This window comes from Rhodanobacter sp. FW106-HT46G03 (genome assembly GCF_058789895.1).
Map to the genome: position 1 here is coordinate 747,833 of NZ_JBYTCC010000001.1, position 25,329 is coordinate 773,161.

Sequence of the window (25,329 nt, forward strand, 5' to 3'; positions counted from 1 at the left end):
ACTGCCGCATGGGGAGGACTGGAGGCTGGTTGCAGCCATTGCGCCTGGGGGGGGAGCCGTGGAACGAATTGAACAAAGAGGGTTGATGCCCGGGATGCGCGGGCGGTTGGGAAGGTGGTGCTACCGAACCGGCCTGCTGCGCGGCTTGCAGCGCGCGCGCCGGTGGTGGCGGCGGGATGTACGCGTGCTTGCCTACCACCGGGTGCTGACGCTGGAGGATGCCGCGCGATTCGGTTTCGACCTGGAATTGGTGAGCGCGTCGGTGGATGGGTTCCGCCGCCAGATGCAATGGCTGAGCCGGCGTTTCCGGCCGATGCGGTTGGGCGATGTGGTGTCGGCGCTGGAGGCGGATGTCGCGTTGCCTGCCGACGCCGTGGTGGTGACCTTTGACGACGGGTATGACGACAACTATCACAATGCATTTCCGATCCTGCGCGAGCTGCAGGTGCCGGCCACGTTCTTCGTCTCGACCGGGCACATCGATAGTGGCTTGCCGTATGCCTACGACTGGCTGGTGCACATGATCCTGTACACGCCGGCGATGGTGCTCTCGTTGCCGGAGATCGGCATCGTTGAGCCGTTGCCGGCCGATCGTGTACAGCGCAGGCAGGTGGCGGGCCACGCGCTGGATCACCTCAAGGCGATGGAGGGGCAGATCCAGACGGCGGTGATCCAGCGCCTGGAGACCGAATGGGACATGCCGCGCACGCGGCGGCATGCCGACTGCCAGCCGATGAACTGGAACCAGCTGCGCGAGATGCATGCCGCCGGTTTCGAGATCGGCTCGCACGGCGTGCACCACCGCATGCTGGCCAAGCTGTCGGCCGACGAGATGGAACGCGAGTTGCGCGATTCCAAGGCAACCCTGGAGCGCGAGCTGGGAGCGCCGGCCTCGCTCATTGCCTACCCGGTGGGCGGCAACGACGCGTTCGACGGCCGCGTGACCACCGCCGCCAAGGACATGGGGTATCGCGCCGGCTGCAGTTACATCAGAGGCACCAATGACGAAACCGCCGACCCTTACGCGCTGCACCGGCTGGCGGTGGAGCGCGAGATGGATACCGGCTGGTTTGCGGCCATGCTCACGTTGCCTGAAATCATCAGTTACCCCTCCACCAGCCGTGCCCACTGACAGGTAGCCATTCCGTGTTTGCCCTGACGCTCTTGTATATCGCGCTGACCATCGTCCGGCCGCAGGACTACCTGCCCGGCCTGGTCGGGGTGCCGCTGTTGTCCAGCGTGATCGTGCTGGCGATGGCGAGCTGGCTGCTGTCGTCGGTCAAGACGTTCGCGGCGCCGCACTTCTGGCTGCTGCCGCTGTTTCTGGTCGCGATGATGGTTTCGCAGGTCGTCAATGGCTGGATGGGTGGCGCGATCGAGCAGATCGGCATCTTTGGCCCGTCGGTGGCGCTGTTCTTTGTGCTGGCGACGGCGCTGGCCGCGAAGCCGCAGCGGCTGCGCACGGTATTTGCCCTGCTGGTAGGGTGCGCCACGGTGCTGGCGGTGCACGGCATCGACCAGAAACTCAATGGCGTGGGCTGGACCGGAGTCGGAATGGTCGAGGACGGCCGCATCCGCTATGTCGGCATCTTCAAGGATCCGAACGACCTGGGCATGCTGTTCGTCTCGGTGCTGCCGATGGCCGCCTACCTCAGCGCCGGTGGCGTGCTGCGCCGGCTGCTCTGGGGTTCGTCGGTGCTGCTGTTGCTGTATGGCATCTACCTGACCAATTCGCGCGGCGCGTTGCTGGCCGTGCTGGTGGTTGGCGGCGGTTACCTCTGGTACCGCCGCGGGCTGGTCACCGCCGGCTCGCTGGCGCTGGTCGGCCTGGTCGCCATGCGGTTGTTGTCTGCGCGCATGCAGGATCTCGATGCCGACGAGAGCTCGGCGGCCGGACGCGTCGATGCCTGGTACGAGGGGCTGCACATGTTCATGTCCAAGCCCCTGTTCGGCGTGGGGGCGGGCAACTTCACCGACTACAACAACCTGACCGCGCACAATTCCTTTGTGCTGGTGCTGGCCGAGACCGGCCTGTTCGGATTCATTACCTGGCTTGCGTTTGTCGGCTACAGCTTTCTGATGATGATCGCGGTACTGCGCATGGTGACGCCGCCGCTGACGGCGGCCAACCTGGGCGACGCGGCGAAGGTATCCCATACCAATGCGCTGGCACCGGTCGCCGGGCGCTGGCCTGCGGCGGTTGCGGCAACCGCAACCGCAATGCGCACCGCGGTGCCGACCCGGCTGCCACTGGTGCGACCCGTGGTGGCGGCGGCCACGGTGGCAGCGGCGGACGCGTCCACGGCTGGGGAAGACTGGCAGGCGCAACGCCGGATCGGGTTGACGTTGCTGCTGTCGCTGAGCGGTATGTTTGCCGCGGCGTTTTTCCTCAGTCGCAGCTACACGATCATGCTGTACCTGATCATGGCGGTGGCCGTGGGCCATTACCTCGGCTTGCGCCGGCAATTCCCGGCCCTGCCCGAGTTTTCACTCGGCGAGGGCTGGTGGCGTTGGGTGTTCTATGCCCTGGGTGCCGTGGTGCTCCTGTTTGTCATCGTCACCTTGCTGCTGCACAACCCATGAAGACCCGCGACGGCGCGCTGCGCAACACGATGTTCTCTTCGGTGGGCATCTACACCGAGTATTTCCTCGGCATGGTCGCGGCGATTCTCGTTGCCCGTCATCTCGGCCCGGCCGCGTACGGCGTGTACGGGTTGTTCATGTGGTTTGTCGCCATCGGCGTGGTGATCAGCAACTCGGGCATCACCACCGGCGTCATCAAGTTCGTGGCCGAGGCGCGTGGCGCCGGGCACGCCGAGCAGATCGTGCCGGTCATCCGCCGCCTGCAGTTTGCGCAGCGCATGCACCTGGTCGTGGCGGCCATCCTGGCGGTCGGCGCGTATGCCTTCCTGCGCCAGCGGCTGCCGGTGGCGATGCGGCTGGACGAGTTCCTGATGTTGCTGGTCGCGATGGCGATGCGCACGACGTACATGTTCAACGTGTCGACCGCCAAGGGGTTCGAGGCCTTCGATGCGACCGCGCGCGTCGCCATGGTCGCGGCGCCGGCAAACCTGGTGATGATCGTGGTTGCCATGCTGCTGCAGGGCTCGATCTACTGGTTCATCGTGGTGTACGCGCTCTCCAGCGTCGTGTTTCTCGCGATCTCGCAATACGAAGTGCGGCGGCTGACGCAGCGGTTGCCCCGGGACGCGGCATTGCCCGCCGATTTGCGCCAGCGCATGAGCCGCCATCTGCGTCTGGTTTCGGCCACGGTGGTGATCGGTTTCTTCATCGCCAGTGGCGTGGAAGTGCTGTTCCTCACCATGTACGACAGCACGCAGGCCGCGGGCTATTTCAAGGTGGCGTATCAATTGGCCACGGGCGTCACGCTGCTGGTGCCCGGCGTGTTTGCCGAATTGTTGTTGCCGATGATGGCCAAGGCGCTCAGCCAGGGCGGGCAGGTCGCCGGTCGGCGTTTCGTGGTGGTAACCAGTTACCTCGCGCTGCTTGCGGTGCCGGTGATCGTGTTTTGCGCGGTGTTTGCCGGCCCAGTGATCCGGCTCCTGTACGGCACCTCCTATGCACCTGCCGCCGTGGTGTTCGCGTGGGTCGCGTTTGCCTGTGGCATCGGCTGCGTGACGCAAGGGGCGACCAGCCTGCTGGTCAGTGCGGATCGGCAGCACGTGATCCTGGTGCTGACGATCGTTTTCGGGGCGCTGAAGGTGGCGCTGGACGTGATCCTGATCTCCCGCTTTGGACTCGAAGGTGCGATCGCGGCGGTGGTGCTGGGCGGCTTGATCGGCAGCGCGACCTACTTCGTCGTCGGCATTCGCGTCAGCGCCACGCAACTGGACTGGTCGCGGCTGCTGCGCATCGTCATCGCCGGCGGCGGTGCGGCTCTGGTCGCCGTGCCGGTGCATGGTCTCGCGTTGCCGCCGATCGCGGCGTTGCTGATCGGCGGCATCTGCGTGACCGCGAGCTATCTGCTGTTCACCCTGGTCTTTGGGTGCTGGACCGAGGACGACCTCGATCAGCTCAGGCAGTTGCACCGGCGGTTCGCGGGCGGTCGGCCGCGGGCGGTCGGGCTGCTGCTGGCGTGGGCGGGCGGCCGCGCTGCAAGGCGCGAACAGGCATGAGCGCCGGCCGCGCCGGTGCGAAGCCGGCGGCGAATGGATGCTGCGGCGTGTACGGTTCGCACCCTGCACCGCCGGCGGATTGCCAATGAACATTCTTGTGGGCGATGACGTTGAACATCACGCATGTGGTTGAAAACCTGAATCGCGGCGGCCTGGAACGCATGGTCATCGAACTGGTGCGCGTGCAGCATGCGCAGGGCCAGCATTGCCAGATCGTCTGCCTGTATGAAGCGGGCACTTTGGCGCCGGAAGTGGCGGCCATGGGGGTGCCGGTGTACGCATGCGGCAAACGCCGCGGGCTGGATGTGCGCGCGCTTTGGCGCGCGCGGCGCGCCGTGCGCCGGCACGGCACCGAAGTGCTGCATACCCACAACGCCATGGCGCATTACCAGGCGGTGCTGGCATGCACCGGGCTCGGTATCCGCCGTGTCATCAACACCCGCCACAGCATGAGCAGCAATCGCCGCGCACCGCGGCTCGAATGGCTGTATCGCCGCGCCCTGGCGCGCACCGACGCGGTGGTGGCCGTGTGCGAGGCGGCGCGGGCCGATGCGGTCGCACTGGGCATCGTGCCAGCGGCCAAGTCGCGGGTGGTGCGCAACGGGATTCCGGTGGCGTCGTTCGCTCCGGCCAACGCGGCGAGGCATCGCCAGTTGTGCGTGGCGCTGGGGGTGGCGCAGGCCAGCCGCATCGTCGGCACCGTGGGGCGGCTCACGCGGATCAAGGATCAGGCCAATCTCATCCGTGCCTTTGCGCAGCTGCACGCGGGCGTGCCGGATGCGGTGCTGGTGCTGGTCGGGGATGGTCCCTTGCGTGCCGAACTGGAGCAAGGCGCGCGCGCAGCCGGTGTGGCGGCGGCGGTGCACTTTCTCGGCGACCGCAATGACGTACGCGACTTGCTGCAGGGCTTCGACCTGTTTGTGCTGTGCTCGCGCAGCGAGGCGTATTCCATGGCGCTGCTGGAGGCGAGCGCCACGGCCTTGCCCATCGTCGCCACCGAGGTCGGCGGCAATGGCGAGATCGTGCAGGCCGGCCGCACCGGTTGGCTGGTGCCGCCAGGTGCTCCGACCGCGCTGGCCGATGCCATGGCGGCGGCGCTGGCCAATGGGGGGGCGGCGCGCGAGTACGGCGCGGCGGCGCGGCGCTGGGCATTGGCGGAGGGGTCGCTGGAGACCATGGCGCAGCGCTATCTGACGCTGTACCGCGATCCGGCGCAGCAGCCATGAAGATCCTTGTCCTCACCAACCTGTTTCCCACCCCGTGGGATCCGCGGCGTGGGGCGTTCAATCGCCAGCAGTTCGAGCGACTGGGCCGTCGGCATGAGGTGCAGGTGCTGACGGCGGTGGATTTCCGCGAACGGCACGGCCAGCGCAGTGCGGTGGAGGTGCCGGGCGTGGTGGCCGGCTGGTTCACCTACTTTTACCCGCCGGGCGTTGGCCGCGTCTTGCACGCGGTTTGCTGGGGGCTCTCGCTTTGGGCCCAGCGTGGCCGGGTTTTGCGGCACGCGGGCTTCGATTGCGTGCTGGCGAGCTGGGGGTACCCGGACGCCGTGGCGGCCGGCTGGGTGGCGCGGCGCCTGGGGGTGCCGTACGTGGTCAAGGTGCATGGCAGCGACCTCAACGTGATCGCCACCCATGCGCTGCGGCGTTGGCAGATTGCCCGCGCCCTGCGGCGTGCCGGTGGCGTCGTTGCCGTCAGCCGTGCGCTGGCGGAGAAAGCGGTCGCGATCGGCGCCGACCCGGCACGCACCGAAGTGATTTACAACGGCGTGGATGGAAAGCTGTTTGCGCCGGGGTCACGCGTCGAAGCGCGTGAGCGGCTGGGTGTGCCGGCAGCGGTTCCATTGGTGCTGTACGTGGGCAACCTCAAGCCGGCGAAGGGGTGTCTCGACTTGATCGAGGCCTTCTTGTGGCTGCGCGAGACCCAGCCCCAGGCCATGCTGGTCTACGTGGGCGCCGGCGCGGCGCGCGACGACATCAAGCAACGCGCCAGCGCGGGTGCCATTGGCAGTCATGTGCGGCTGGTCGGGGCGGTGGATCACGCTGCCCTCGCGGACTGGTTTCGCGCCGCCAACGTGCTCTGCCTGCCGAGCCACAATGAAGGCGTACCCAACGTGGTGCTGGAAGCCATGGCCAGCGGCACGCCGGTGGTGGCGACGCGGGTTGGCGGCATCCCCGAAGTGGTGCCCGACTATGCCGGGAATCTGGTGCCGGCGCATGACCCGCAGGCGTTGTGCGCGGCACTGCAGGACGTGCTCGGGCGGCCGTGGGATGCCGCACGCATCGCATGTCACGCAGCTGAATTCCGCTGGGAAGACAATGTCGACCGGCTTGAACGCAGCTTGTGCGCGGCGGTTGCCGCTGCACCGGTACGGACGGTAAACGCCACGTGAGACTCAAACCCTCCAAGCGGCAGCTGCTCGGCCTGTTGCCCACCGGCATCGCGCAAACTCGTGGCGCGGTGGGCGACGGTGCGCGCTACCTCACGTTCGACGACGGCCCGCACCCGGAGCACACTCCGCGCCTGCTCGATCTGTTGCAGGCAAACGGCGCTCGCGCGAGCTTTTTCGTAATCGGCAAACATGCCGAGCGCTATCCGCGCCTCGTCGAGCGCATCGTGGCCGACGGTCATCTGCTCGGCAACCACTCGTGGAACCACGACCATTACGACCATCTTGGTCTCGCCGAACAGCTGGCCGAGCTGGACCGCACCGACGCGTTGCTGGCCCGGTTTGACGGACGTGCCCGGCATCGGGTGCGCACACCGCAGGGCGTGCTGCCGTTGCCGCTGTTGTTTGCGCTCGCGCGCCGCCGGCGCAGCGTCGCGTACTGGTCCTACGACAGCCTCGATTACCGCAAGCCACCGGTGGCCGAGCTGGTGGGACGCCTGCAACGCGTGCCGCCGATGGCGGGCGACATCGTGCTGATGCACGACGACAACGCGTTGGCGTGCGATGCCCTTGCCCAGTTGCTGCCGGTCTGGTGCGCTACCGGTTTCCGGTTCTTGTCGTTGTCACCGGAGCGCAGCCAATGATGCGGGTGGCGGCCACGGCTGCGTCCATTTTCTTCGACCAGGGAGCTGACGGATGTTGATGGGAATCCTCGCGATGGCGGCCTTACTGGTGGCAGGCGCGGTCGTCGCACTGCGCTATGCGATCCACGCGCGCAACATGCAGATCTGGCTGGGCAGCTATTTGCGCCGCCGGGTGCCGGCGCCGCCGGTCGGCCCGGTGCACGTGATGTTCTGCTTCGTCGATCACTTCGAGCCGAACTGGGGCCGGGTGGACCTGGCGACCCAGCGCGCGCGGGTGGATCGCTGGTGCCGCGACTACCGCGCGCTGGCGTCGCGCCATGTCGATGCAGACGGCCGCCACCCGCAGCATTGCTTCTTCTATCCGGAGGAGGAATACGCGGAGGAGCACCTGACCAAGCTGGCGGCCCTGTGCAAGGAGGGCTTCGGCGAGATCGAGATCCACCTGCACCACGACCATGACACCGAGGCGAACTTCCGCACAGTGATCGCGCGCTTCAACCAGTTGCTGCACGAGCGCCACGGCGCCTTGCCGCGCGATCCGAAGACCGGGCAATTGCGGTTTGCCTTCGTGCATGGCAACTGGAGCCTCGACAACTCGCGCGCCGATGGCCGCTGGTGCGGTCTCAACAACGAGCTGATCCTGCTGCGCGAACTTGGCTGCTATGCCGATTTCACTCTGCCGTCGGCACCCAGCGACACCCAGACCAGCACGGTCAACAGCATCTACTACGCCACCGACGACCCGCTGCGGCCGAAATCGCACGACAAGGGCGTGCCGGTGCGGGTGGGCGGACAGCCATCGGGCGATCTGATGATCGTGCAAGGGCCGCTCGGCCTCAATTGGAAGCGCCGTCGCTTCGGCATCATTCCGCGCATCGAGAATGCCGACGTGCGCCGAGCCTGCCCGCCCACGTCGGATCGCGTGGACCACTGGGTGCGCACCGGCATCCACGTCGAGGGGCGGCCGGAGTGGATCTTCATCAAGATCCACACCCACGGCACCCAGGAGCGCGACATGGACACGCTGTTGGGCGAGCCGGCGGAACGCATGCACGCGTATCTCGAAAGCGCCTACAACGACGGCACCCGCCACGTGCTGCATTACGTCACCACGCGCGAGATGTACAACATCATCAAGGCGGCGGAGGCCGGCAAGGCCGGCAACCCGAACGTTTACCGCGACTTTGAACTGCCGCGGCCGTCCGCGGCGGCGCCGGGTTGAGCGCCGTGGACCAGCCGATATTCAGCATCATCATGCCGGCCTACAACGGTGCCGCCACCATTGGCCGCGCGATCGACAGCGTGCTGGCGCAGACCGACCCGGGGTTCGAGCTGATCGTGATCGACGACGGCTCGCGCGATGCCACGCGCGAACGGGTCGACCAGTTCGTGCAGCGCGATGACCGCATCCGCCTGCTGGTGCTGGAGCGCAACGGTGGCGTGGCGAGGGCGCGCAACGCCGGCATCGACGCCGCGCGCGGGCGCTATCTCGCCTTTCTGGATGCGGACGACTACTGGCTGACGACAAAACTTGCCCGCCAGCGCGAGGCGTTCGCCGCGGGCGCCAGCGTGGTGTGCTCGGCGTATTTCCGTGAGGGCGCCAGCGGGCGCCGGCTGGTCACGCCACCGGCGCAATTCGATTTTGCCCACCTGCTGCGCGGCAACTGCATCGGCAACCTGACCGGGGCCTACGATCGCGAAGTGTTGGGCACGTTTCGCCAGGAGTCGATCGGCCACGAAGACTATCTCATGTGGCTGGAGGTACTGCAGCGCAGCGGCTCGGCGGTGGCCATCCAGGAGCCGCTCGCGGTGTACAGCGACGGCGGCGCGTCGCTGTCGTCCAGCCTCCCGCGTTCGGCGCGCTGGACCTGGCGCATTTATCGCCGCCATCTCGGCCTGTCGTGGCCCGCATCCTCGCGCTGCTTTGCCAGTTATCTGCTCGGCGCCGTCCGCAAGCGCTACGGCTGACAGTCAACGCCGGTTCGCGAGCGGGAATCGGTCGGCAAACCAGTCGGTGATGGTGTCGATCAGCAGCTTGCGGTCGGCGGTCAGCGCGTAGGTGTGGTCGGTGTGCGCGAGGTAATGCACGCTGGCGCCCGGGTCGCGCGCCAGCGGGCCGTAGATTTCGCCAAACTGGCGGGCGTGATTGAAGTGCTCGCTGATGCCGCCGCTGTAGATGAAACAGAGCTTCAGGCCGCGTGCGAGCATGTCCGCGTAGTTGCGGCGCACCTGGTCGCGCGGCGGCACGGTCACCTCGAATACCGCCCGCCCCTCCGGCTTCCGCCGCTGCCTGGCCATGCGTGCGACCCGGCGCAGGACGCGCACCGGGCTCAGCAGCCGCGGCAGGTAGTGCCGCAGGTTGAAGCCGAAGGTGCGATAGACGTAGCCGTCGATGAAAACGACGCCAGCCACGCGCGGGTTGACGCAGGCCACGGTGTGCGAATTGGCGGCGCCGGCGCACAGGCCGATCAGCACGAAACGTTCGCATCCGGCGTGCGTGCCGAGCAGGTTCATCGCATCGGCGACGTCGGCCAGCACTTCCGTCGCGTGCGACTGGTTCTGCCCGCTGGCGCCGCTGTCGCCCAGCGTCGAAAGATCCATGCGCAGCGTGGGATAGCCGGCCGCATTCAGGCGGCGGGTCAGGTCGACGTGCAGGCGGAACGGCCCGACCCGGTGCACCATGCCGGCGTTCAGCACGATCGCGCCGACCGGAGCGGGGGTTGCCGGCAGTCCGGCGATGCCGATCAGGTGATCGGCGCGCCCGAAGCGAAAAGCCTGTTCGGCCGTCATGCCGTGCCCAGCAGGCAGTCGCAGGCAGCGCGCACCATGTCGGGGGCGAACACGGTGGTTTCCAGGCGCCCGGGGTCGAGCCATGGCGAGGGTGTGGCCAGCGTGCGGCGTTGCACCCCGGCAGCAAGGAAGCTCGAAGGTACCGGCTGGGTGGCGACCTCGGCGGATTGCAGCAGCACCGTCGGTACGGCTGGCGGCTCGGGGCGCCATTGCAGCAGCTGGTGGCGCAGGGCGGGGCTGACGGCAAAACCCAACCATTGGCCTGCGGCGTCGGCCGCCGGACGCGGTCGGGGATAACGGCCTGGATCCTTGCGCAGCCACTCCTGCCATGCATCGAGCTGCACGACGTAGGCGGCGCCATCCAGGATGGGATCCCAGAGGATGAGCCGCGCAAGCCCGGCCGCGGGCGCCGCAGCCAGGGCCAAGCTGCCGCCGATACGTGTGCCGTAGGCGGCAAGCTGGTCGCAGCCGCTGCGCCGGCGCAGTTCCGCGGCGGCGGTGGCGGTGTCGGCAAGGCATTGCGGCCAGCTCACCTTGAGGCTTTCGCCGGGCGAATCGCCCGTCCCATAGCAGTCGAAACGCAGCACCGCAAAACCGGCTGCGGCCATGGCGTGCGCCAGCTGGCGGTACAGCCGATGGCCGCGGATCTGCTCCTGGCCGATCGGCGCACACAGCAGAACGCCGCCCCGCGGCGTCGAACCGGCCGCCGGGCAATACATGCCGAACAGGGACTGTGGACCAAACTGGATGGGCTCGTCGGCACCGTTGCGGGTGCTCATCGCTTGTAGACCAGCCCGAAGTAGATGCGGGTCTCGTGATAGCTCTGGCCGGCGGCTGTGCTATGCCGCTGCTGGCGGGTGAGCGCCGCGCGCCAGCTCCAGTGGCTGTTGCGCTGTCCGACGATGCCGATGCCGGCCAGCAGGGTCTTGTCCACCCGGTGCATGGTGGTGTACCGCAGGTTTTCGCGGCTGGCGAAGAGCGAGACGGTTAGCGTCGGGCGCATGCGGTAGTCGAGGGCGGTGGTGGCGCCGGTGCCGCGCTGGTCGTACACCGAGCCCCCGAGATAATCGAGCTTGCGGTAGTACGGCGCCAGCGTGAAGGACACCCGCTCGCCACGAAAGCCATAGACCAGCTCCGTCTTGTGCTCGAGGAACACCTGCGGGTTGACCATGGTGTCGCCGATGCCGACGCCGTAGTCGTTGCGCAGCGGGTTGGTGCCGGGGCGCAGCATGAGGTCGTGCGCGGCGTCCGAGTACTGGCGGCGGCCGTCGAGCGTCAGGTTGTTGCGGGCCGAGATGCGCCAGGTGGCGCTGGCGCGCACCAGCGGGCTCGTATGTGCACGCGCACCGGCGCGGTCGTAGTCGATGCGCGTGGCTCCCAGTTCCAGGTCGAGATCCACCTTGGGCAGGGTACTCACGTAGTGGGCGAACAGCTCGTGGCGGTCGTAGTTCGGATAGATGGTCGTGGTGTGCAGACGCACGCGTTCGGTGTCGAGGTTGAGCGACATCCGCGCCGTGGGGCTGAGGTCCTTGATCAGGCGCAACGCGGCTTGCGCCCGGTTGGAGTTGAAGTCGCGGGTTTTCTCCGCGTAGCTATTGATGTAGCGCAGCTCCGCTTGCCCTCGCACGGTTTCACCGAGGCGGAAATGCAGCACCGGGCCGACCATGAACACGTTGGTCTGCTGGCGGTTGTTCGGCGCATCGCTGGCGAGCGAATCAAGCGGCTGGATGCCGGCATAGTCCTGCACGTTGAGATCCAGCCGGCGCGGGGAGAGCGTCCACAGGGCCTGGCCATTCAACTGTGCGGACTGCTGGTCGCTGAAGCGGTTGCCGAGATAGCTGCGGTATTCGAGATTGCCGATCACGTGCGCCTGCAGAGCCGCACCCTGCTGGTCCCAGGTGAAATTGATGCCGGGGATCAGGATGGTCTGGCTGATCGGCCGGCTGGTGGTCAGCCGCACGTTGTCGCTGTGCGCAACGCCAGCGTACAGGTCGTAGTCGAACTGGCTGGCCACGGCGGGCGCGCTGGTGGCGAGCAATGCCATGGCAATGGCGCGGTGCAAGGTGGTGGACGACATGGGTTCATCCCTCCCTGTGGATGAGCCAAGGGCCGCGGGAAGCCGGCGACGGGCGGGCGGTTTGGGTGATGGCGTGCAGCGTAGCGGTGGGTTTCCGTTGCCGGGTGGTGGGCAGTGCTCACGGCACCTGGTTGAACACGACGCCGGCGAATTTCTCCGGCGCAAAATGCGCGGCTGCCTGGCTGATGGCGGCCGGCGTGTCGCACCCGTAGCCGGCGACCAGCAGTACGAAGTCGGCCAGCTCGGAAAGGATGCGCGCGTCGGGCGAGCCCTTTACCGCCGGACCGTCGAGGAACAGGTAGCGGTCGCCGTAGCGGCTGCGCAGGTGTTGCAGCAGCGCCTGCATGCGGAACGAGGAGAAATACTCGCCGCCGTCTTCGCGCGCGCTGCCGGCGGGGATGAGGCGCAGGCGCGGCACGCCGGTGGCGTAGATCTTCGCGGCAATGCCCTGCGAGGGCTGGTCGAGAAAATCCACCAGCCCGCCGTTGTCGGTGGCAACCCCCAACGCGCGATGCTGGTCGGGATAGCGCAGGTTGCAGTCGAGCAACAGGCTGGTCTTGGTTTCGTCCAGCGCAAACGCCGCGGCCAGGTTGCGGGCCACGAAACTGGCGCCGCTGCGCGGACTGACCGCGACCACGAGGGTAATGAAGTTATTGCCGTTGGCCAGGCTGAGCAGGCGCGTGCGCAGTTCGCGAAAGGTGTCCGACTGCACGCGCGAGGAGGCGTCCCGATGGATCAGGCGGCGCTCCTCGAGCTGTTGCGGCACCAGCGCGCGTGGCTCGGCCATCAGCGCGATGGTGTGGTCGGGCACCGCCTGCGGGAGGCGGTCGGTGGTGCCGGCATCGGACTCCATGCGGACCACGGCGGTGGCTGACTTGTCGGGTTTCATGCTGCCCCCTTGAGCTTCAGCACGAACAGGATCAGATACGCCGCCGCCACGGCGGCGAGGATGGTGGCAAGTTTGAGGTTGCGCGCATGGTTGCGGCGGCGGTCGTCCGGTGTGGCGTAGTACGGCACGGTGGCGAGCACCGGCAGGCCGGTGAGGCGTTCCAGCTGCTCGGCCGAGCGCACGCGCGGGTCGAAGCGGGCCAGACCGAACAGCAACCCGAAGGGCAGGGCCAGACCCAGCCCGATGCCGCCCAGCGCAAAGTGCATGAAGCGCAGTCCGGTTGGCAGCAGCGGCTTGGTGGCCGGGTTCTGCACGGTGAAGGTCAGGCCCTGCTTGGTCGCGTCCAGGTCCATCGACACCCGCGCGTTTTCGCGGCGTTTCAGCAGATCCTGGTAGACGTCGCGGTTGACGTCGTAATCGCGCGTCAGCTCGGCGGTGACGTTTTCCGATCCGGCGATGCGGCGGCTGCGCGCCATCTCGTTGTCGAGCATGGCCTGGCTGGCGTTCATGCGCGCCGTGGTGGCGGCAATCTGCCCGCGCAACGCGGAGAGGTCGCCTTTCATCTGCTGGTAGAGCGGGTTCATCTGCACGCTGGCATCCAGCGCGGCGGGCTTGCCGTTTCTCGCCACCGCCCTGCGCGCGTTGGCTTGCGCCAGTTGCTGCTGCAAATCCTGCATCTGGTGGCGGGTGCGCACCACGTCGGGGTAGTCGTTGGTGTAGGTCAGCAGAAGCTTGTCCAGCTTGCCCTGCAGCTCGGCCAGTTGGGCCTGGTACAGGCCGGCGGTGGTCTGTATCGCGGAGACTTCGGATTCGCCGGACAGCTGGGCCATGAGCGAGGCTGCCTGCGAGCGTTTCTCCATCAGGTCCATGCGCGCGTTTTCCACCTGCGAGCGCAGCTCGTTGATGCGCGACTGGGTGGCGGCTTCGCTGCCGGTGCGGGCGTCGGGGTTGCCCTCGCGGTAGGTCTTGAGCTTGTCCTCGGCCGAGGTGAGTTTTTGCTTGTAGGCCTGCACCTGGCCGTTGATGAAGTCGAAGGCGTCGCGGCTTTCGCGCTGCTTGGAGGCAAGGCTGTCGCTGATGAACAGCTGGCCGAACAGGCGGGTGACCCGATAGGCCCGCTCCGGATCGGAGTCGTAGTAGTGGATCGTCAGCAAGTTGTCACGCGAAAACTTGACGGTGGTGCGGTCCTTGATGCCGGTGGTGATGTGGTCGAGTTCGACCGGGCTCGGGTGCGCGGCAAGCCAGCCGCCGGTCGCGAGCACCTGGTGCAGCACCGGCTGGCTCAGGATCACGGCGCGCGCAATGTCGGCGCGGTTGGCGGTGCCGGTGGGCGTGGCTGCGCCTTTCATCAGCGGCGCGATGATGTTGCTCTCCTGCACCAGGATGGTGGTCGAGGCTTCGTACTTTTTCGGCCACAGCACGCCGACCACCAGCGCGATGAACGCGATGGCCGCAAATACCGCCGCCAGCGCCACGCGTCGGCGACGGGCCTCTTCCAGCACGACAGGCACGAGCGCCTGAATCGACATGGGTTGTTCGTTCATGGCACTTGCCACTCCTCCCCAGAGGAAAGCCCTCAAGGCCGTCGTCGTCAGAAGCTGCGCTGCGGCACGGTGATCACGTCGCCGGGTTGCAGCGGGTAGTTGGTCTTGAGGTTGCCGTCGTTGAGGATCGTGCCGAGGCGAACCGCGTATGCCTGGTTCGAGGCTTGCCCGGTCTGGCGGTACAGCTCGGTGCGATCCGGCGCGGCAAACTCGGTGACGCCGCCGGCGGCCAGCACCACATCGAGCACGGTCATGCCCGGACGATAGGGCAGCGAAACCGGGTTGCGCACGGCGCCGGTGACGCGCACGCGGGCAAGGTATTCATGGCTGCGCAATTGGGTAAGGATCACCGCCACTTGCGGGTCGCGCACGTAGGCCTTGAGTTTGTCCTTGATGGTGGCCGCGACCTGTTCCGGCGTTTCCCCGCCGGCCTGCACGTCGCCGATCAGCGGCACCGTGATCTTGCCATCCGGGCGCACCGGCACCGAAACCCCAAGTTCGGGGTTGTTCCACACCGAAACCTGCAGCTGATCGTCCACGCCGATGTTGTATTGGGCGACGCCGGTGGTGCGGGTGATCGGCGGCGCCTGGGTGGACGGCCGCACGGAGGCACAGCCGGCCAGTACCAGGGCCGTCGCACAGGCAACCCGTTTCACGAATCGTTTCATGATGCCCTGCCCCCTAAAAACTGTGACGCAGTTCACAGTATACGGGAAACAGTTCAGCGGGTGAGCAGGAAACAGTTCAGCAAGCGAGATAGCCGCAGCGCGTGAATTCCGCGTCGACGATCAACCTCGGCCGGGCTGGCGCAGCCAATGCTGCAGTGCGATCGGATCCGCCGTCAGGGGCGCTGCGCTGGCCGAGCGTTCGAGCATGGCGACCAGCGCTGCCGGCGCGGGCACGGGGTGGCCGACCAGCGGTTCGACGATGCTGTCGAACTTGGCCGGGTGGGCGGTGGCGACCACCGCCCACGGCCGGGTGTCGCCGCCTTCGCGCAGCGTGTCGAGCACGTGCATCGCGGTGGCTGTGTGCGGGCAGAACACCTCGTCGTGGGCATGCGCGTGGCGCGCGAGGGTCTGCCGGATGGCGGCGTCGTCCGTGCTGCTGGCGCTGACCGCGGCGCGCAGGGTGGCCGTGTCGGCAAAGGTCCAACGCAGTCGCTCGAAATTGCTCGGTGCGCCGACATCCATCGCGTTGGCCAGCGTGGCCACCGCTTCGCGCGGGCGGTAGTCGGTACCGGCAAAGAATTCGGGCAAGGTGGCGTTGGCATTGCAGGCCAAGCGCACCTCACCTACCGGCAGCCCGAGCTGGCGCACCCACAGGCAGGCCAGCGCATTGCCGAGGTTGCCGGTGGGCACGATGAAGTTGAGCGGCGCGCCGTGCGCTCGCCACCAGCCCAGCGCGGCGTGCGCGTAATAGCTCATCTGCGGCAGCAGGCGGCCGAGGCTGATGCTGTTGGCCGAGCTGAGCGGCACCTCCGCCTGCAGCGCCGCGTCGCCGAGCGCGGCTTTCACCATGCGCTGGCAGTCGTCGAAGCGCCCGGCCACGCGCAGCGCCTGCACGTTGTCGCCGAAGGAACCGAGTTGGTGCGCCTGACGCGGGGAGACCAGGCCATCCGGGTAAAGAATGACGACGCGCAGGTTGGGGCGGTGGAAGAACGCCGCGCCGACCGCGGCGCCGGTGTCGCCCGAGGTGGCCACGAGGATGGTCAGCGGCCGGGCATCGGCGCGCGGCAGGCGCGCGAGACAGGCGGCAAGGAACCGTGCGCCGACATCCTTGAACGCCGAAGTCGGGCCGTGGAACAGCTCCAGCATCGCGCTGTGCGGGTGCGCTGGCAGTGCGCGCAGCGGGGTGTCGAAGGTAAGTGCCTCGGCGCAGATCGCGGGCAGCTCGGCGGCAAGCGGATCGCCGGCAAAGAACGGCACCAGCAGGGTGGCGGCGGTGGCGGCCAGGCTGGCGTGTGGATCGAAGGTGGCGGGGTCGAGCCGCGGCAGCGCTTCGGGCACATACAACCCGCCGTCCGGCGCCAGGCCGGCGGCAATCGCCGCGCTGATCGAGGCCGCCGGCGCGTGGCCGCGGGTGCTGAGGTAGCGGATCGGGGCATCCATTGCTGGCGGTTGGCCTCGGGTCGGTGATTGCGGGGTCATGCGGGCAGCGCCTCGTCGCAGAGGCTCGCGGCCGGGCCGTTGATCGGCGACACCCAGGTATCGCTTGCCACGCCGCCGGCGGCGAACGCGGCCTGCATCGCGGCGGCGGCCGCTTCGGCCAGCGCGCGGGTTTCGTACCAGCCGAACACGCTGGGGCCGGCGCCGGAAATGCTGGCGCCGAGCGCGTGGTGGTCGAGCGCCGCCGCCTTGACCTGGGCAAAGTACGGGATCAGCGGCGCGCGGCGCGGTTCCACCAGCACATCCTTGAGGCCCGCACGCACCAGCGTCGCGTCGCTGCGGGCACAGCCGGCCAGCACCAGCGCAAGGTTGGTGCTTTGGGTGACGAAATCATGCAGCTCATAGCTGCCGGCCAGCGCGGCACGTGCGCGGCGGGTTTCCAGCACCGCGTGCGGGTGCACCAGGGCGCAGTACCACGCGCGTGGCACCGACCAGCGCACCAGGTGTTCGGGGCTGGCGAGCACCAGCCCGCCCAGCAGCATCGGGCCCAGGTTGTCGCCGTGGCGACTGCCGCTGGAAACCGCTTCGCCGTCGAGCGCAAAGCGATACAGCGCTTCGCGCGACAGCGGCTCGGCGAGCAGCGCGTTCGCGGCCACCAGCGCGGCCACGCAGGAAGCCGCCGAGCCGCCCATGCCGGAACCGAGCGCGATGCCCTTGTGCAGCGTGAGCTCGAAACCGTATTCGAGGCCAAGCGCCTGTCGCAGCGACAGCAGCGCCGCACCGGCGGTGTTGCGTGCGGGGTCCATCGGCAGCCCGGGCACGCGGCCGTGGATCGCCGCGATGCGCACTTCGGGCGCGTCGATGCGGCGCACCCAGGCGTGGTCGCCGGCCCCGGCCAGGCTGTGGCCGAGCAGGTCGAAACCGACGCCGACGTTGCCGACGCTGGCCGGGGCAAAGGCGCACGCGATGCGGGCGGGGGTGATGCGGGTACGGGACATGCGGGGTTCCATGACAGTGGCGTTCATGCGCGCGCCTCCAGTGATTCGGCAATGCGCAGGAGGTCGCCGAAGACGCCGGCGGCGGTCACTTCGGGGCCGGCGCCGGGGCCTTGCACGCACAACGGATTGTCGCAGTAGCGGCGGGTGGTGAACTGCACGATGTTGTCGGTGAGCCGGGTATGCGCGAAGGCGTGGCTGGCCGGCAGCACCTGCAGGCGCACGCTGGCGCGGCCGTCGCGATCCAGTTGCGCCACGTGGCGCAGCACGCCGCCTTGCGCGTGGGCTTCGGCCAGTTTTGCCGCCATGGGTGCATCGAGCGCCGTCAGATGCTGGAGAAACTCGTCGCGCGGCAGCGCGGCCAGATCTTCCGGCACCAGGCTTTCGAGATCGACATCTTCAAGCGACAGCGGCCAGCCGGCTTCGCGCGCAAGGATCACCAGCTTGCGCGCCACGTCGCGCCCGGAGAGATCGTCACGGGGGTCGGGTTCGGTATAGCCCTTGGCGTGCGCCTCGCGCACCAGGGCCGAAAACGGCTGCGCGCCGTCGTGGCGGTTGCACAGCCAGGCCAAGGTGCCGGAAAACATGCCGTGCACGGCCAGCAGCTGATCGCCGGTGTCGAGCAGATCGCGCAGGGTCTGCACCACCGGCAGCCCGGCGCACACCGTCGCCTCGTAGCGAAACCGCGCGCCGCTTTCGGCGCAGGCGCGACGGATAGCCTGCCAGCGTTTGAGCGGGCCGCTGCCCGCGAGCTTGTTCGGGGTGACCACGTGGATGCCGTTGGCCAGCCAGTGCGGGTAGAACGCGGCCACCTCGTCGCTGGCGCTGCAGTCGATCAGCAGCGCGTGCCGGCCGTCGTTGCCGCGCACGTGCTGGGCGAACGCATCCAGGTCGTTGGGTCGCCACACCTGCGCACCCCCGTGGCGCGCGTTGAGCTCGGCATCGTCGCAATCCAGCCACATCTGCTTGCGCGCCACCACGCCGCACAGTTTGAGTTCCAGCGCGTGGTCTTGTTGCAGCCGGGGTTGTGCGGCGCGCAACTGTTCCAGCAGGGCGCTGCCGACCCGGCCCGGCCCGATCACGCCAACGGCCAGCGTGCGGGTGTGGCGCGTGCTGACGCGCGGCATCGGCATGGAGGGCGGCAAAGCGGGGGAAACTTGCTCGGGTGCACAGGTAATCACGACAGCCTCTCCATTGGAGGCCCCGTTCGTCGTGGCGTGTCGGTTTGCACCGGCCCGCCTCGTGGAGGGGGCCGTTGCGTGTGTGAAGTTACTCGCGCACGAACGCACCCCGGCAGCCGCTAGTACCGGTGCCGGTGGTAATGCTCGTGGTGGCGATGCCGCGTGCGCATGCCGCACCGCACCCGATCGGAATCAGGCGAAACACGCGGTTGACAGGGGCGCAATGGAGCGACATGGCAGTGACCATACGGCCAATGTTGCACTGCAGTCAACAGGTGCAGATGCAACCATTTGCGGCCGTCTGGATGGCCGAACGACTGCGGCAGGATGTCGCGGGCAGGCCACCCGGTGCGGTCGCGTCAGGCATGAAACTCTACAATGACGGGATGAACCCCCATGATTTCGTGCGCGAGACCACCCGCGCAGCGGCGGCTTTGTTTGCGTTTGGCGCCGCCAACGCCCTCTACGCTGCCGCCGTACCGACGGTTCCCGACACCATGCAGCAGCGCGTGGCCGCCTGTGCCAGTTGCCACGGTGCGCACGGCGAGGGCCTGCCGGGTGATGTCAAGATTCCGCGTCTGGCCGGCAAGCCCGCCGCCTATCTGTTGCAGCAGCTGCAGTCGTTTCAGGATGGGCGTCGCCACCACGCGCCGATGGAATACGTCGTGCGCCAGTTGAGCCCGGCTTACCTGCAACAGATCGCCGATTACTTCTCGGCGCAGCAGGTGCCGTTCCACCCGCAACCGGTGCCGGCCACGTCGGCCGATGCGCTGCGGCGCGGCGAACAACTGGTGCATCACGGCGACCCGGCACGCGGCATCCCCTCCTGCGAGAGCTGCCACGGCAGCACGTTGACCGGCGTGCAGCCGTCGATGCCCGGGCTGACTGGCTTGTCCTACGCCTACATTCAGACCCAGCTCGACGCCTGGCGCACGCACCAGAGGTCTTCCGATGGCCCTGGTTGCATGACGGTGGTGGCCAACCGCATGACGGTGGGTGATGTCACCGCGGTGTCTGCCTGGCTGGCCAGCCAGGCGCCGCCGTCCAACCCGCACCCGTTGCCGGCGAGTGCACAGACCGAGCCCCTGCCGGGCTGGTGCGTGGTGGGCAACGAGGAGGCACAGCGATGAAGCGGTGGATCGTGGGCGTCGCGGGCGTCCTGTTGTTGGCGGTGATCGGTATCGGCGCGTGGTTGTTCGTGCCGGCGCGGGCGCCGCAGGTGTTGCCGGCGCAGGCGCAGGCGGACGCGGCAAAGCTGCGCGACCCGGCGCTGATCGAGCGCGGCGCCTACCTTGCCAAACTCGGTGATTGCGCCGCGTGCCACACCACGCGCGGTGGTGCGCCGTATGCCGGTGGGCGGCCGTTGACCACGCCGTTCGGCGAAGTCAGCGCGCCCAACATCACGCCGGATGCGTCCACCGGCATCGGTGCCTGGCACTTCGCCGACTTCTGGCGCGCACTGCACGACGGCATCGGCCGCCACGGCCAGCCGTTGTACCCGGTGTTTTCCTACACCTCGTTCACCAAGGTCAGCCGCGACGATGCGCTGGCGCTCTTCGCCTATCTGAAATCGCTGCCGCCGGTGCAGCAGCCGGCACGTGCGCCGGAGCTGCAGTTTCCCTACAGCGTGCGCCAGGGCCTGGTGGCGTGGCGGGCGTTGTACTTTCAGCCTGGTGAATACCGGCCCGACCCGAAGCAGTCGCCCGAGTGGAACCGCGGCGCCTATCTGGTCGAAGGCCTGGGTCATTGCAACGAGTGCCACACCACGCGCAATGCGTTCGGCGCCATGGATGAAGAGCGGCGCCTCGCCGGCGGGCAGATTCCCGCGCAAAGCTGGTATGCGCCCGACCTCAGCACGCGGCCCGGCGGCGGCCTTGCCGGCTGGAGCCAGCAGGATATCGTCGCCCTGCTCAAGACCGGCACGTCGACGAAGGGCTCGGCGTTTGGCCCGATGGCCGATGTGGTGCGCCTGAGCACGCAGCACATGAACGACGCCGACCTGGCGGCGGTCGCGGTGTATCTGCAGTCGTTGCCACCGCGCCAGCCCGTGGCCGCGGCCCCCGTCGTGCGCGCGTCCGACCATGCCCATGGCGGCGAGTTGTATGCCAAGCGGTGCGCCGATTGCCATGGCGACAACGGCCAGGGCGTGGCTGGCACCTACCCGCCGCTGGACGACAACACTTCGGTGACCGAGCCGACCGGCATCAATGCGGTGCGCAGTGTGCTGCTCGGCGGTTTCGCCCCGGCCACCGCCGGCAACCCGCAGCCGTATTCGATGCCGCCGTTCGCGCAATCCCTGAGCGATACCGAGGTTGCCGCGGTGGTCAACTACGTGCGCCAGTCGTGGGGCAACCACGCGGCGCCGGTGGCCGCCGGCGACGTGAGCCGGCTGCGGCACACGCCGGTGGATTGATCGTCAGCGCGTGAGGTCGACGGTGTAGACCGCCGTGCCGTCGCCGTTGGCACGCAGTTCACGCACGCCGGGCAGGCCATCGGCGTGGGCGATGGCGGCTTTGCCAGCGGCGCTGATGAAGGTCACCGGGCCGGCGGTCTTGAGCGGCGCAAATCGCCATGACGCTGGCGGCAGCGTGGCGCGGTCGAGCGTGCCATGTGCCGCGATCCAGCGCGCGAGGATCTCCCGCGTCCCCTCCGGCGCGGCCAGCACGATGGTCTTGCCGTCGAGGCCGGGGAACCCGCCACCGCCACTGGCGCGGTAGTTGTTGGTGGCGACCACGAAGCGCTGGCCCGGCGTGACCGGCTTGCCGTCCCAGGTCAGCGCCACGATGCGTGCGCCGACCGGCTTGGAGACGTCGATGGCATAGGTGAGCCCGCCCTGGATCTGGTCGAAGTTGAAGCCGGGAAAGCGCGCATTGACCAGTGCCTGGGGTTCGCGCCGGGCGGGATCGATGCGGTTGAAGCGTGCGGCGGATTTTTCCAGCCACGCCCTGATCCCGGCGCTGTCGGTGAGCACGGCGGCCAGCGTGTTCGGGTAGTAGTAGAGATCGGCCGCGCTGCGCACCGTGAGCGCGCCCGGTGCGACATCGGTGTAGTCGCCCGCGCCGCCGAAGCCGGTACGGAACGCGGCCGCGGCGGAAAGCACCGGCACGCCGGCCAGCTCCGGGTGGACGCGCGGCAGTTCGCGGCGCACGTAGTCGCGCTGCGCGGCATTGACCGCGGCCAGTGCGCGCATGTCGCCGACATCGGCAAAGTAGCTGGAAAGGCGCAGCGTGCTGCGCCCGATCGGGGTGTCCAGATGCGTCACGGTGGCTGCCTGCACGTTGGCCACCAGCGGCGCGATCACGGGGTCGGGCGCCACGCAGGTGTGCGGATCGTTCGACTGGTGGCAGATCGGTCGCACCTCACTGTGCGTGTGCGCGGGGTCAATCACCCAACGGCCGCCTTGGCGGTCGAGCGTCAGCGCGATCACGCCCAGATCCTTGCCGAAAAAGCCGCCCATCACCGCCGGCTTGCCGCGCACGAAACCGCGCACGGCGTCCACGTCCGGCAGGTGCGCAAAGCGCGGGCCGGGAAAGCTCGCGTGCGAATGGCCGAGCAGCAGCACATCGATGCCGGGTACGCCGGCGAGGTGCCAGCCGGCGTTTTCCATTCGTGGGGTGTACGGCGCGGTGTCGAGTCCGCCATGCACGATGGCCACGACGAGGTCGGGGCGGGCGGCGCGAATCTGCGGCAGGTATTTGCGGGCGGCTTCCAGCACGCCGTCGGCGGTGACCCTGCCGGCAAGGTTCGCGTGATCCCACTGCATGATCGGCGGCGGGGTGAAACCGATGATCGCGACGCGCAGCGGTACGCTCGCCTGGCTGCCGTCGGGACGCGCCACGGTGATGGGTTTCGTCACCATGGTCCATGGCGGAAAGATTGGCTTGTCGTTGCGAGCGGCATCGACGTTGGCCAGCACCAGCGGAAAATGCGGACCGGCGCACCGGCGCCGGGTGCCGGCATCCACGTCCATCGGCGTGCCGGTCACCTGCGCGAGGTAATCCAGCCCATAGTTGAATTCATGGTTGCCGGCGGTGCCGCCGTCGTAGCCGATGGCATCCATCGCGCGATATACCGCCAGCTCCTCGTCGCAGGCCGGTGGGTGCACCTGCGCCTGGTAGTCGGCGAGCGCGGTGCCCTGGATGGTGTCGCCGCTGTCGAACAGAAAGTGGTTGGGAAACTCGGCCCGCGCCTGCGCGATGAGCGTGGCGGTGCGGTCGAAGCCCAGCGTCGGGTCGGCTTTCCCTTGGTAGTAGTCGTAGCCGAGGACGTTGGCGTGGATATCCGTGGTTTCGAGGATCGCCACCGTGGCGCGGGTGCCGTCGGGGAGCGCCGCCGGTCGGGTGGGGGCATGGGCGCAGGCGACCAACGCAAGTGCGGGCAGCAGGGCAAGGGTGCGCAGCGACATGGGGCGACTACTGACGAACGGGGTCAACACGCTAACAGATCGCGGTCAAACCGCACCGGCTTGGCGGTTGGCGTACTTGGCGGCAATGGGCGGTGTGGCTCAAGTCATTCCATTGCCGGCCGTTATCAAAGACAGTGGCCTTGCATTTGCATGGCGTTGACCCGTTCCTTGTAAGGAGGGGATTGCGTGCGCAAGCGGGCTGGGTGCGGCGGGCGGTGGTGGCAGCTTGGGCTGATCCTGGTGCTGGCGGGCGGTGTATTGCCTGCGCAAGGCGCCACGTCAACCGACAACGCGGCAGCGTTCGACCAGTTGGCCGGCCGCCTCGACCGCGGCGAAATCGCGTTCACCTCGCAGGGCGATCTGATGCACCTGCTTGAACGGTTGCAGCGCGACGTTCCGCCCGGCGATGCGCGGCGCGAGCTGCGTTATCAGTACCTGTATTGCGTCATCGGCCCGACCGAAACACCGCAGGCCGGCATCGCGTACGCCAACCGCGGGCTCGCCGCCGCGCGGCGCATTGGCTACGTGGACGCCGAGATCAATTTTCTGTTCTGCCGCGGCAGCAACCAGGAAGGGGTCCCCGATACCAAGGCGGCGATGGCCGATTACGACGCGGCCATTGCGTTGGCGCGCCGGACGGAAAACAACCAATTGCTTGCCGATGGCCTGACCTGGCGCGGCCGTTTGCAATCAGTGGACGGCGAGTATGCGAAGGCCACGGTCGACCTGCTGGAAGCCCAGCGCTACTACGCAAGCATCGGCGCCTCCAAGCAGGAGCAGGACAACCTGCTCAACATTGCCACTGCCTACCGGCAGATGGGCGAATACGCGAAGGCGCGCGGCTATTTCACGCAGGCGCTGACCACCGGCACGGCCGATGGCGACGTCGGGCGGCAAATGACCGCGCACATGGAGCTGGGGTTTATCGACCTCGGTGCGGAGCCGCCGCGTACCGATGCGGCGCGCGCGCATTTCGACATCGTGGTGCCGTTGGCGCGCAAGGCACAGGCCGCGCTTACGCTGGCCTCGGCGCAACTGGGGTTGGCGCAGGTCGACAACCAGGCGGGCCAGTGGAACGACGCGCTCAAAATGCTCGATGCCTCCAGCGCCGGCATGGCCGCGCTGCACAACCAGTGGAGCAACGACATGATCGCGCTCCAGCGGGGTGTCGCTCTTGCCGGGCTGGGGCAGTTGCCGCAGGCGCTGGCGGCTTTCGATCAAGCCGAACAATTGCTGCACCAAAGCGGCAACTTGCGTTACTACGGCATGCTGCTGCAGCAACGTTCACGCGCCTATGAGGCACAGGGCAACACCAAGCTTGCGCTGGCCGACCTGCAACGCGCGATCAAGGTACAGGCCGCGCTCGACCAGCGTGCGCGCTCGGATACCGCGACGCTGATGCGCTACCAGTTCGACACCGCGCAGCGCGAGGCCGAAAACCAGCGACTCAAGAACGAGCAACGACTGCAGGAGCAACAATTGGCTTCGCTGCAGCGTGCACGGCGCTGGCAGCAACTGGCGCTGCTGCTGGGCGCGGTGCTGATTGCGCTGTTGACCTGGCTGGCGATCCGCCAGATTCGCATGACGCGGCGGTTGCGCGAAATCGCCGATACCGATCCACTGACCGGCATTGCCAACCGGCGCAACATCGAGTGGCGCGGGCAGCGCGCGCTTGATCGCGCCATGAGCGCAGGGAAGTCGCTGGCCGTGGTGCTGCTCGACATCGACCACTTCAAGCAGGTGAACGACACCCATGGGCACCTGACGGGAGACGCGGTGCTGGTACGCCTGGCGCAGGCTTGCCGCGATGCCTTGCGCGAGGGCGATGCCATCGGCCGCATCGGCGGCGAGGAGTTCGTGGTGCTGTTGCCGGGCGCGGAGATCGCATCGGCGCGCGACATCGCCGAACGCTTGCGGCTCACCGTGAGCGACCTGGCCTTTCACGACCTGGCGCCCGCCCTGGTGGTGACTGTCAGCCTCGGCGTCACCGTGAGCCACGTCGGCGACAGCCAGTTTGGCGCCTTGGTGGAGCGCGCCGACCGCGCGCTGTACCGCGCGAAATCCTCCGGCCGCAACCAGGTGGCGGTGGCGGGGGGGTAAAAACCGGGATTGGGGATACGAGATTCGAGATTCGGCAGATCAGAAGCGCGGAGCCTTTGACTTTCCGAATCCCG

21 protein-coding genes are annotated in these 25,329 nt (G+C 68.0%); 11 read left to right on the top strand and 10 right to left on the bottom strand.

Annotated elements, in window-relative coordinates; translation table 11 throughout:
- Positions 1 to 184 precede the first annotated feature (184 nt).
- From AC3WP6_RS03080 to AC3WP6_RS03115, 8 genes are all read left to right on the top strand, one after another.
- Positions 185 to 1,132 carry a polysaccharide deacetylase family protein gene (locus AC3WP6_RS03080; RefSeq protein ID WP_492626329.1) on the top strand — a complete coding sequence of 316 codons (948 nt, stop codon included), beginning with the start codon at positions 185 to 187 and terminating at the stop codon, positions 1,130 to 1,132.
- Positions 1,133 to 1,146: 14 nt separating this feature from the next.
- Entirely contained in the window at positions 1,147 to 2,583 is a 1,437-nt protein-coding gene (locus AC3WP6_RS03085; protein WP_492626330.1) for an O-antigen ligase family protein, read from the top strand.
- The gene (locus tag AC3WP6_RS03090) at positions 2,580 to 4,136 is read left to right on the top strand and encodes an oligosaccharide flippase family protein (protein ID WP_492626331.1); all 1,557 of its coding nucleotides are present in this window, start codon (positions 2,580 to 2,582) and stop codon (positions 4,134 to 4,136) included. The genes AC3WP6_RS03085 and AC3WP6_RS03090 overlap by 4 nt, the downstream gene beginning before the upstream one ends.
- A 110-nt stretch (positions 4,137 to 4,246) precedes the next feature.
- On the top strand, positions 4,247 to 5,362 hold the full coding sequence (locus AC3WP6_RS03095) for a glycosyltransferase (RefSeq protein ID WP_492626332.1): 1,116 nt from the start codon (positions 4,247 to 4,249) through the stop codon (positions 5,360 to 5,362).
- Positions 5,359 to 6,528, top strand: coding sequence for a glycosyltransferase family 4 protein (locus tag AC3WP6_RS03100; protein WP_492626333.1), 1,170 nt, complete (start codon positions 5,359 to 5,361; stop codon positions 6,526 to 6,528). The genes AC3WP6_RS03095 and AC3WP6_RS03100 overlap by 4 nt, the downstream gene beginning before the upstream one ends.
- Positions 6,525 to 7,169, top strand: a complete 645-nt coding sequence (locus AC3WP6_RS03105; protein ID WP_492626334.1) for a polysaccharide deacetylase family protein — start codon at positions 6,525 to 6,527, stop codon at positions 7,167 to 7,169. The genes AC3WP6_RS03100 and AC3WP6_RS03105 overlap by 4 nt, the downstream gene beginning before the upstream one ends.
- Positions 7,170 to 7,221: 52 nt before the next feature.
- On the top strand, positions 7,222 to 8,391 hold the full coding sequence (locus AC3WP6_RS03110; RefSeq protein ID WP_492626335.1) for a hypothetical protein: 1,170 nt from the start codon (positions 7,222 to 7,224) through the stop codon (positions 8,389 to 8,391).
- A 5-nt stretch (positions 8,392 to 8,396) separates the two neighbouring features.
- Positions 8,397 to 9,137: a glycosyltransferase family 2 protein gene (locus AC3WP6_RS03115; protein WP_492626336.1), complete on the top strand. Its 741-nt coding sequence runs from the start codon at positions 8,397 to 8,399 to the stop codon at positions 9,135 to 9,137.
- 3 nt (positions 9,138 to 9,140) lie between these two features.
- Here the strand turns inward: AC3WP6_RS03115 and AC3WP6_RS03120 are convergent, their stop codons facing one another.
- The 9 genes from AC3WP6_RS03120 to AC3WP6_RS03160 form a co-directional block, all read right to left on the bottom strand.
- The gene (locus tag AC3WP6_RS03120) at positions 9,141 to 9,959 is read right to left on the bottom strand and encodes an alpha/beta fold hydrolase (RefSeq protein WP_492626337.1); all 819 of its coding nucleotides are present in this window, start codon (positions 9,957 to 9,959) and stop codon (positions 9,141 to 9,143) included.
- Entirely contained in the window at positions 9,956 to 10,738 is a 783-nt protein-coding gene (locus tag AC3WP6_RS03125) for a serine aminopeptidase domain-containing protein (RefSeq protein WP_492626338.1), read from the bottom strand. Before AC3WP6_RS03125 ends, AC3WP6_RS03120 begins: the two co-directional genes overlap by 4 nt.
- Positions 10,735 to 12,036, bottom strand: coding sequence for an outer membrane beta-barrel protein (locus tag AC3WP6_RS03130; RefSeq protein ID WP_492626339.1), 1,302 nt, complete (start codon positions 12,034 to 12,036; stop codon positions 10,735 to 10,737). Before AC3WP6_RS03130 ends, AC3WP6_RS03125 begins: the two co-directional genes overlap by 4 nt.
- Before the next feature lie 118 nt (positions 12,037 to 12,154).
- Positions 12,155 to 12,925, bottom strand: coding sequence for a P-loop NTPase family protein (locus AC3WP6_RS03135; protein ID WP_492626340.1), 771 nt, complete (start codon positions 12,923 to 12,925; stop codon positions 12,155 to 12,157).
- The gene (locus AC3WP6_RS03140) at positions 12,922 to 14,469 is read right to left on the bottom strand and encodes an XrtA system polysaccharide chain length determinant (RefSeq protein ID WP_492626341.1); all 1,548 of its coding nucleotides are present in this window, start codon (positions 14,467 to 14,469) and stop codon (positions 12,922 to 12,924) included. Before AC3WP6_RS03140 ends, AC3WP6_RS03135 begins: the two co-directional genes overlap by 4 nt.
- 47 nt (positions 14,470 to 14,516) lie before the next feature.
- The gene (locus tag AC3WP6_RS03145) at positions 14,517 to 15,137 is read right to left on the bottom strand and encodes an XrtA/PEP-CTERM system exopolysaccharide export protein (RefSeq protein ID WP_492626342.1); all 621 of its coding nucleotides are present in this window, start codon (positions 15,135 to 15,137) and stop codon (positions 14,517 to 14,519) included.
- Between the two features lie 120 nt (positions 15,138 to 15,257).
- Entirely contained in the window at positions 15,258 to 16,577 is a 1,320-nt protein-coding gene (gene thrC, locus AC3WP6_RS03150) for a threonine synthase (RefSeq protein WP_492628628.1), read from the bottom strand.
- Between the two features lie 35 nt (positions 16,578 to 16,612).
- The gene (locus AC3WP6_RS03155) at positions 16,613 to 17,599 is read right to left on the bottom strand and encodes a homoserine kinase (protein WP_492626343.1); all 987 of its coding nucleotides are present in this window, start codon (positions 17,597 to 17,599) and stop codon (positions 16,613 to 16,615) included.
- Complete coding sequence (locus AC3WP6_RS03160; protein WP_492626344.1) at positions 17,596 to 18,702, bottom strand: homoserine dehydrogenase family protein; 1,107 nt, start codon at positions 18,700 to 18,702, stop codon at positions 17,596 to 17,598. The genes AC3WP6_RS03155 and AC3WP6_RS03160 overlap by 4 nt, the downstream gene beginning before the upstream one ends.
- 413 nt (positions 18,703 to 19,115) lie before the next feature.
- On the opposite strand from AC3WP6_RS03160, the gene AC3WP6_RS03165 reads away from it, so the two are divergent.
- Both AC3WP6_RS03165 and AC3WP6_RS03170 read left to right on the top strand, forming a co-directional pair.
- On the top strand, positions 19,116 to 19,880 hold the full coding sequence (locus tag AC3WP6_RS03165) for a c-type cytochrome (protein ID WP_492626345.1): 765 nt from the start codon (positions 19,116 to 19,118) through the stop codon (positions 19,878 to 19,880).
- Positions 19,877 to 21,163 carry a c-type cytochrome gene (locus AC3WP6_RS03170; RefSeq protein ID WP_492626346.1) on the top strand — a complete coding sequence of 429 codons (1,287 nt, stop codon included), beginning with the start codon at positions 19,877 to 19,879 and terminating at the stop codon, positions 21,161 to 21,163. Before AC3WP6_RS03165 ends, AC3WP6_RS03170 begins: the two co-directional genes overlap by 4 nt.
- Before the next feature lie 3 nt (positions 21,164 to 21,166).
- On the opposite strand, the gene AC3WP6_RS03175 is transcribed toward AC3WP6_RS03170, so the two are convergent.
- Positions 21,167 to 23,155, bottom strand: a complete 1,989-nt coding sequence (locus tag AC3WP6_RS03175) for a bifunctional 2',3'-cyclic-nucleotide 2'-phosphodiesterase/3'-nucleotidase (protein WP_492626347.1) — start codon at positions 23,153 to 23,155, stop codon at positions 21,167 to 21,169.
- Positions 23,156 to 23,341: 186 nt separating this feature from the next.
- Between AC3WP6_RS03175 and AC3WP6_RS03180 the strand changes: the two genes are divergently transcribed.
- The gene (locus AC3WP6_RS03180) at positions 23,342 to 25,255 is read left to right on the top strand and encodes a diguanylate cyclase (protein ID WP_492626348.1); all 1,914 of its coding nucleotides are present in this window, start codon (positions 23,342 to 23,344) and stop codon (positions 25,253 to 25,255) included.
- Positions 25,256 to 25,329 lie beyond the last annotated feature (74 nt).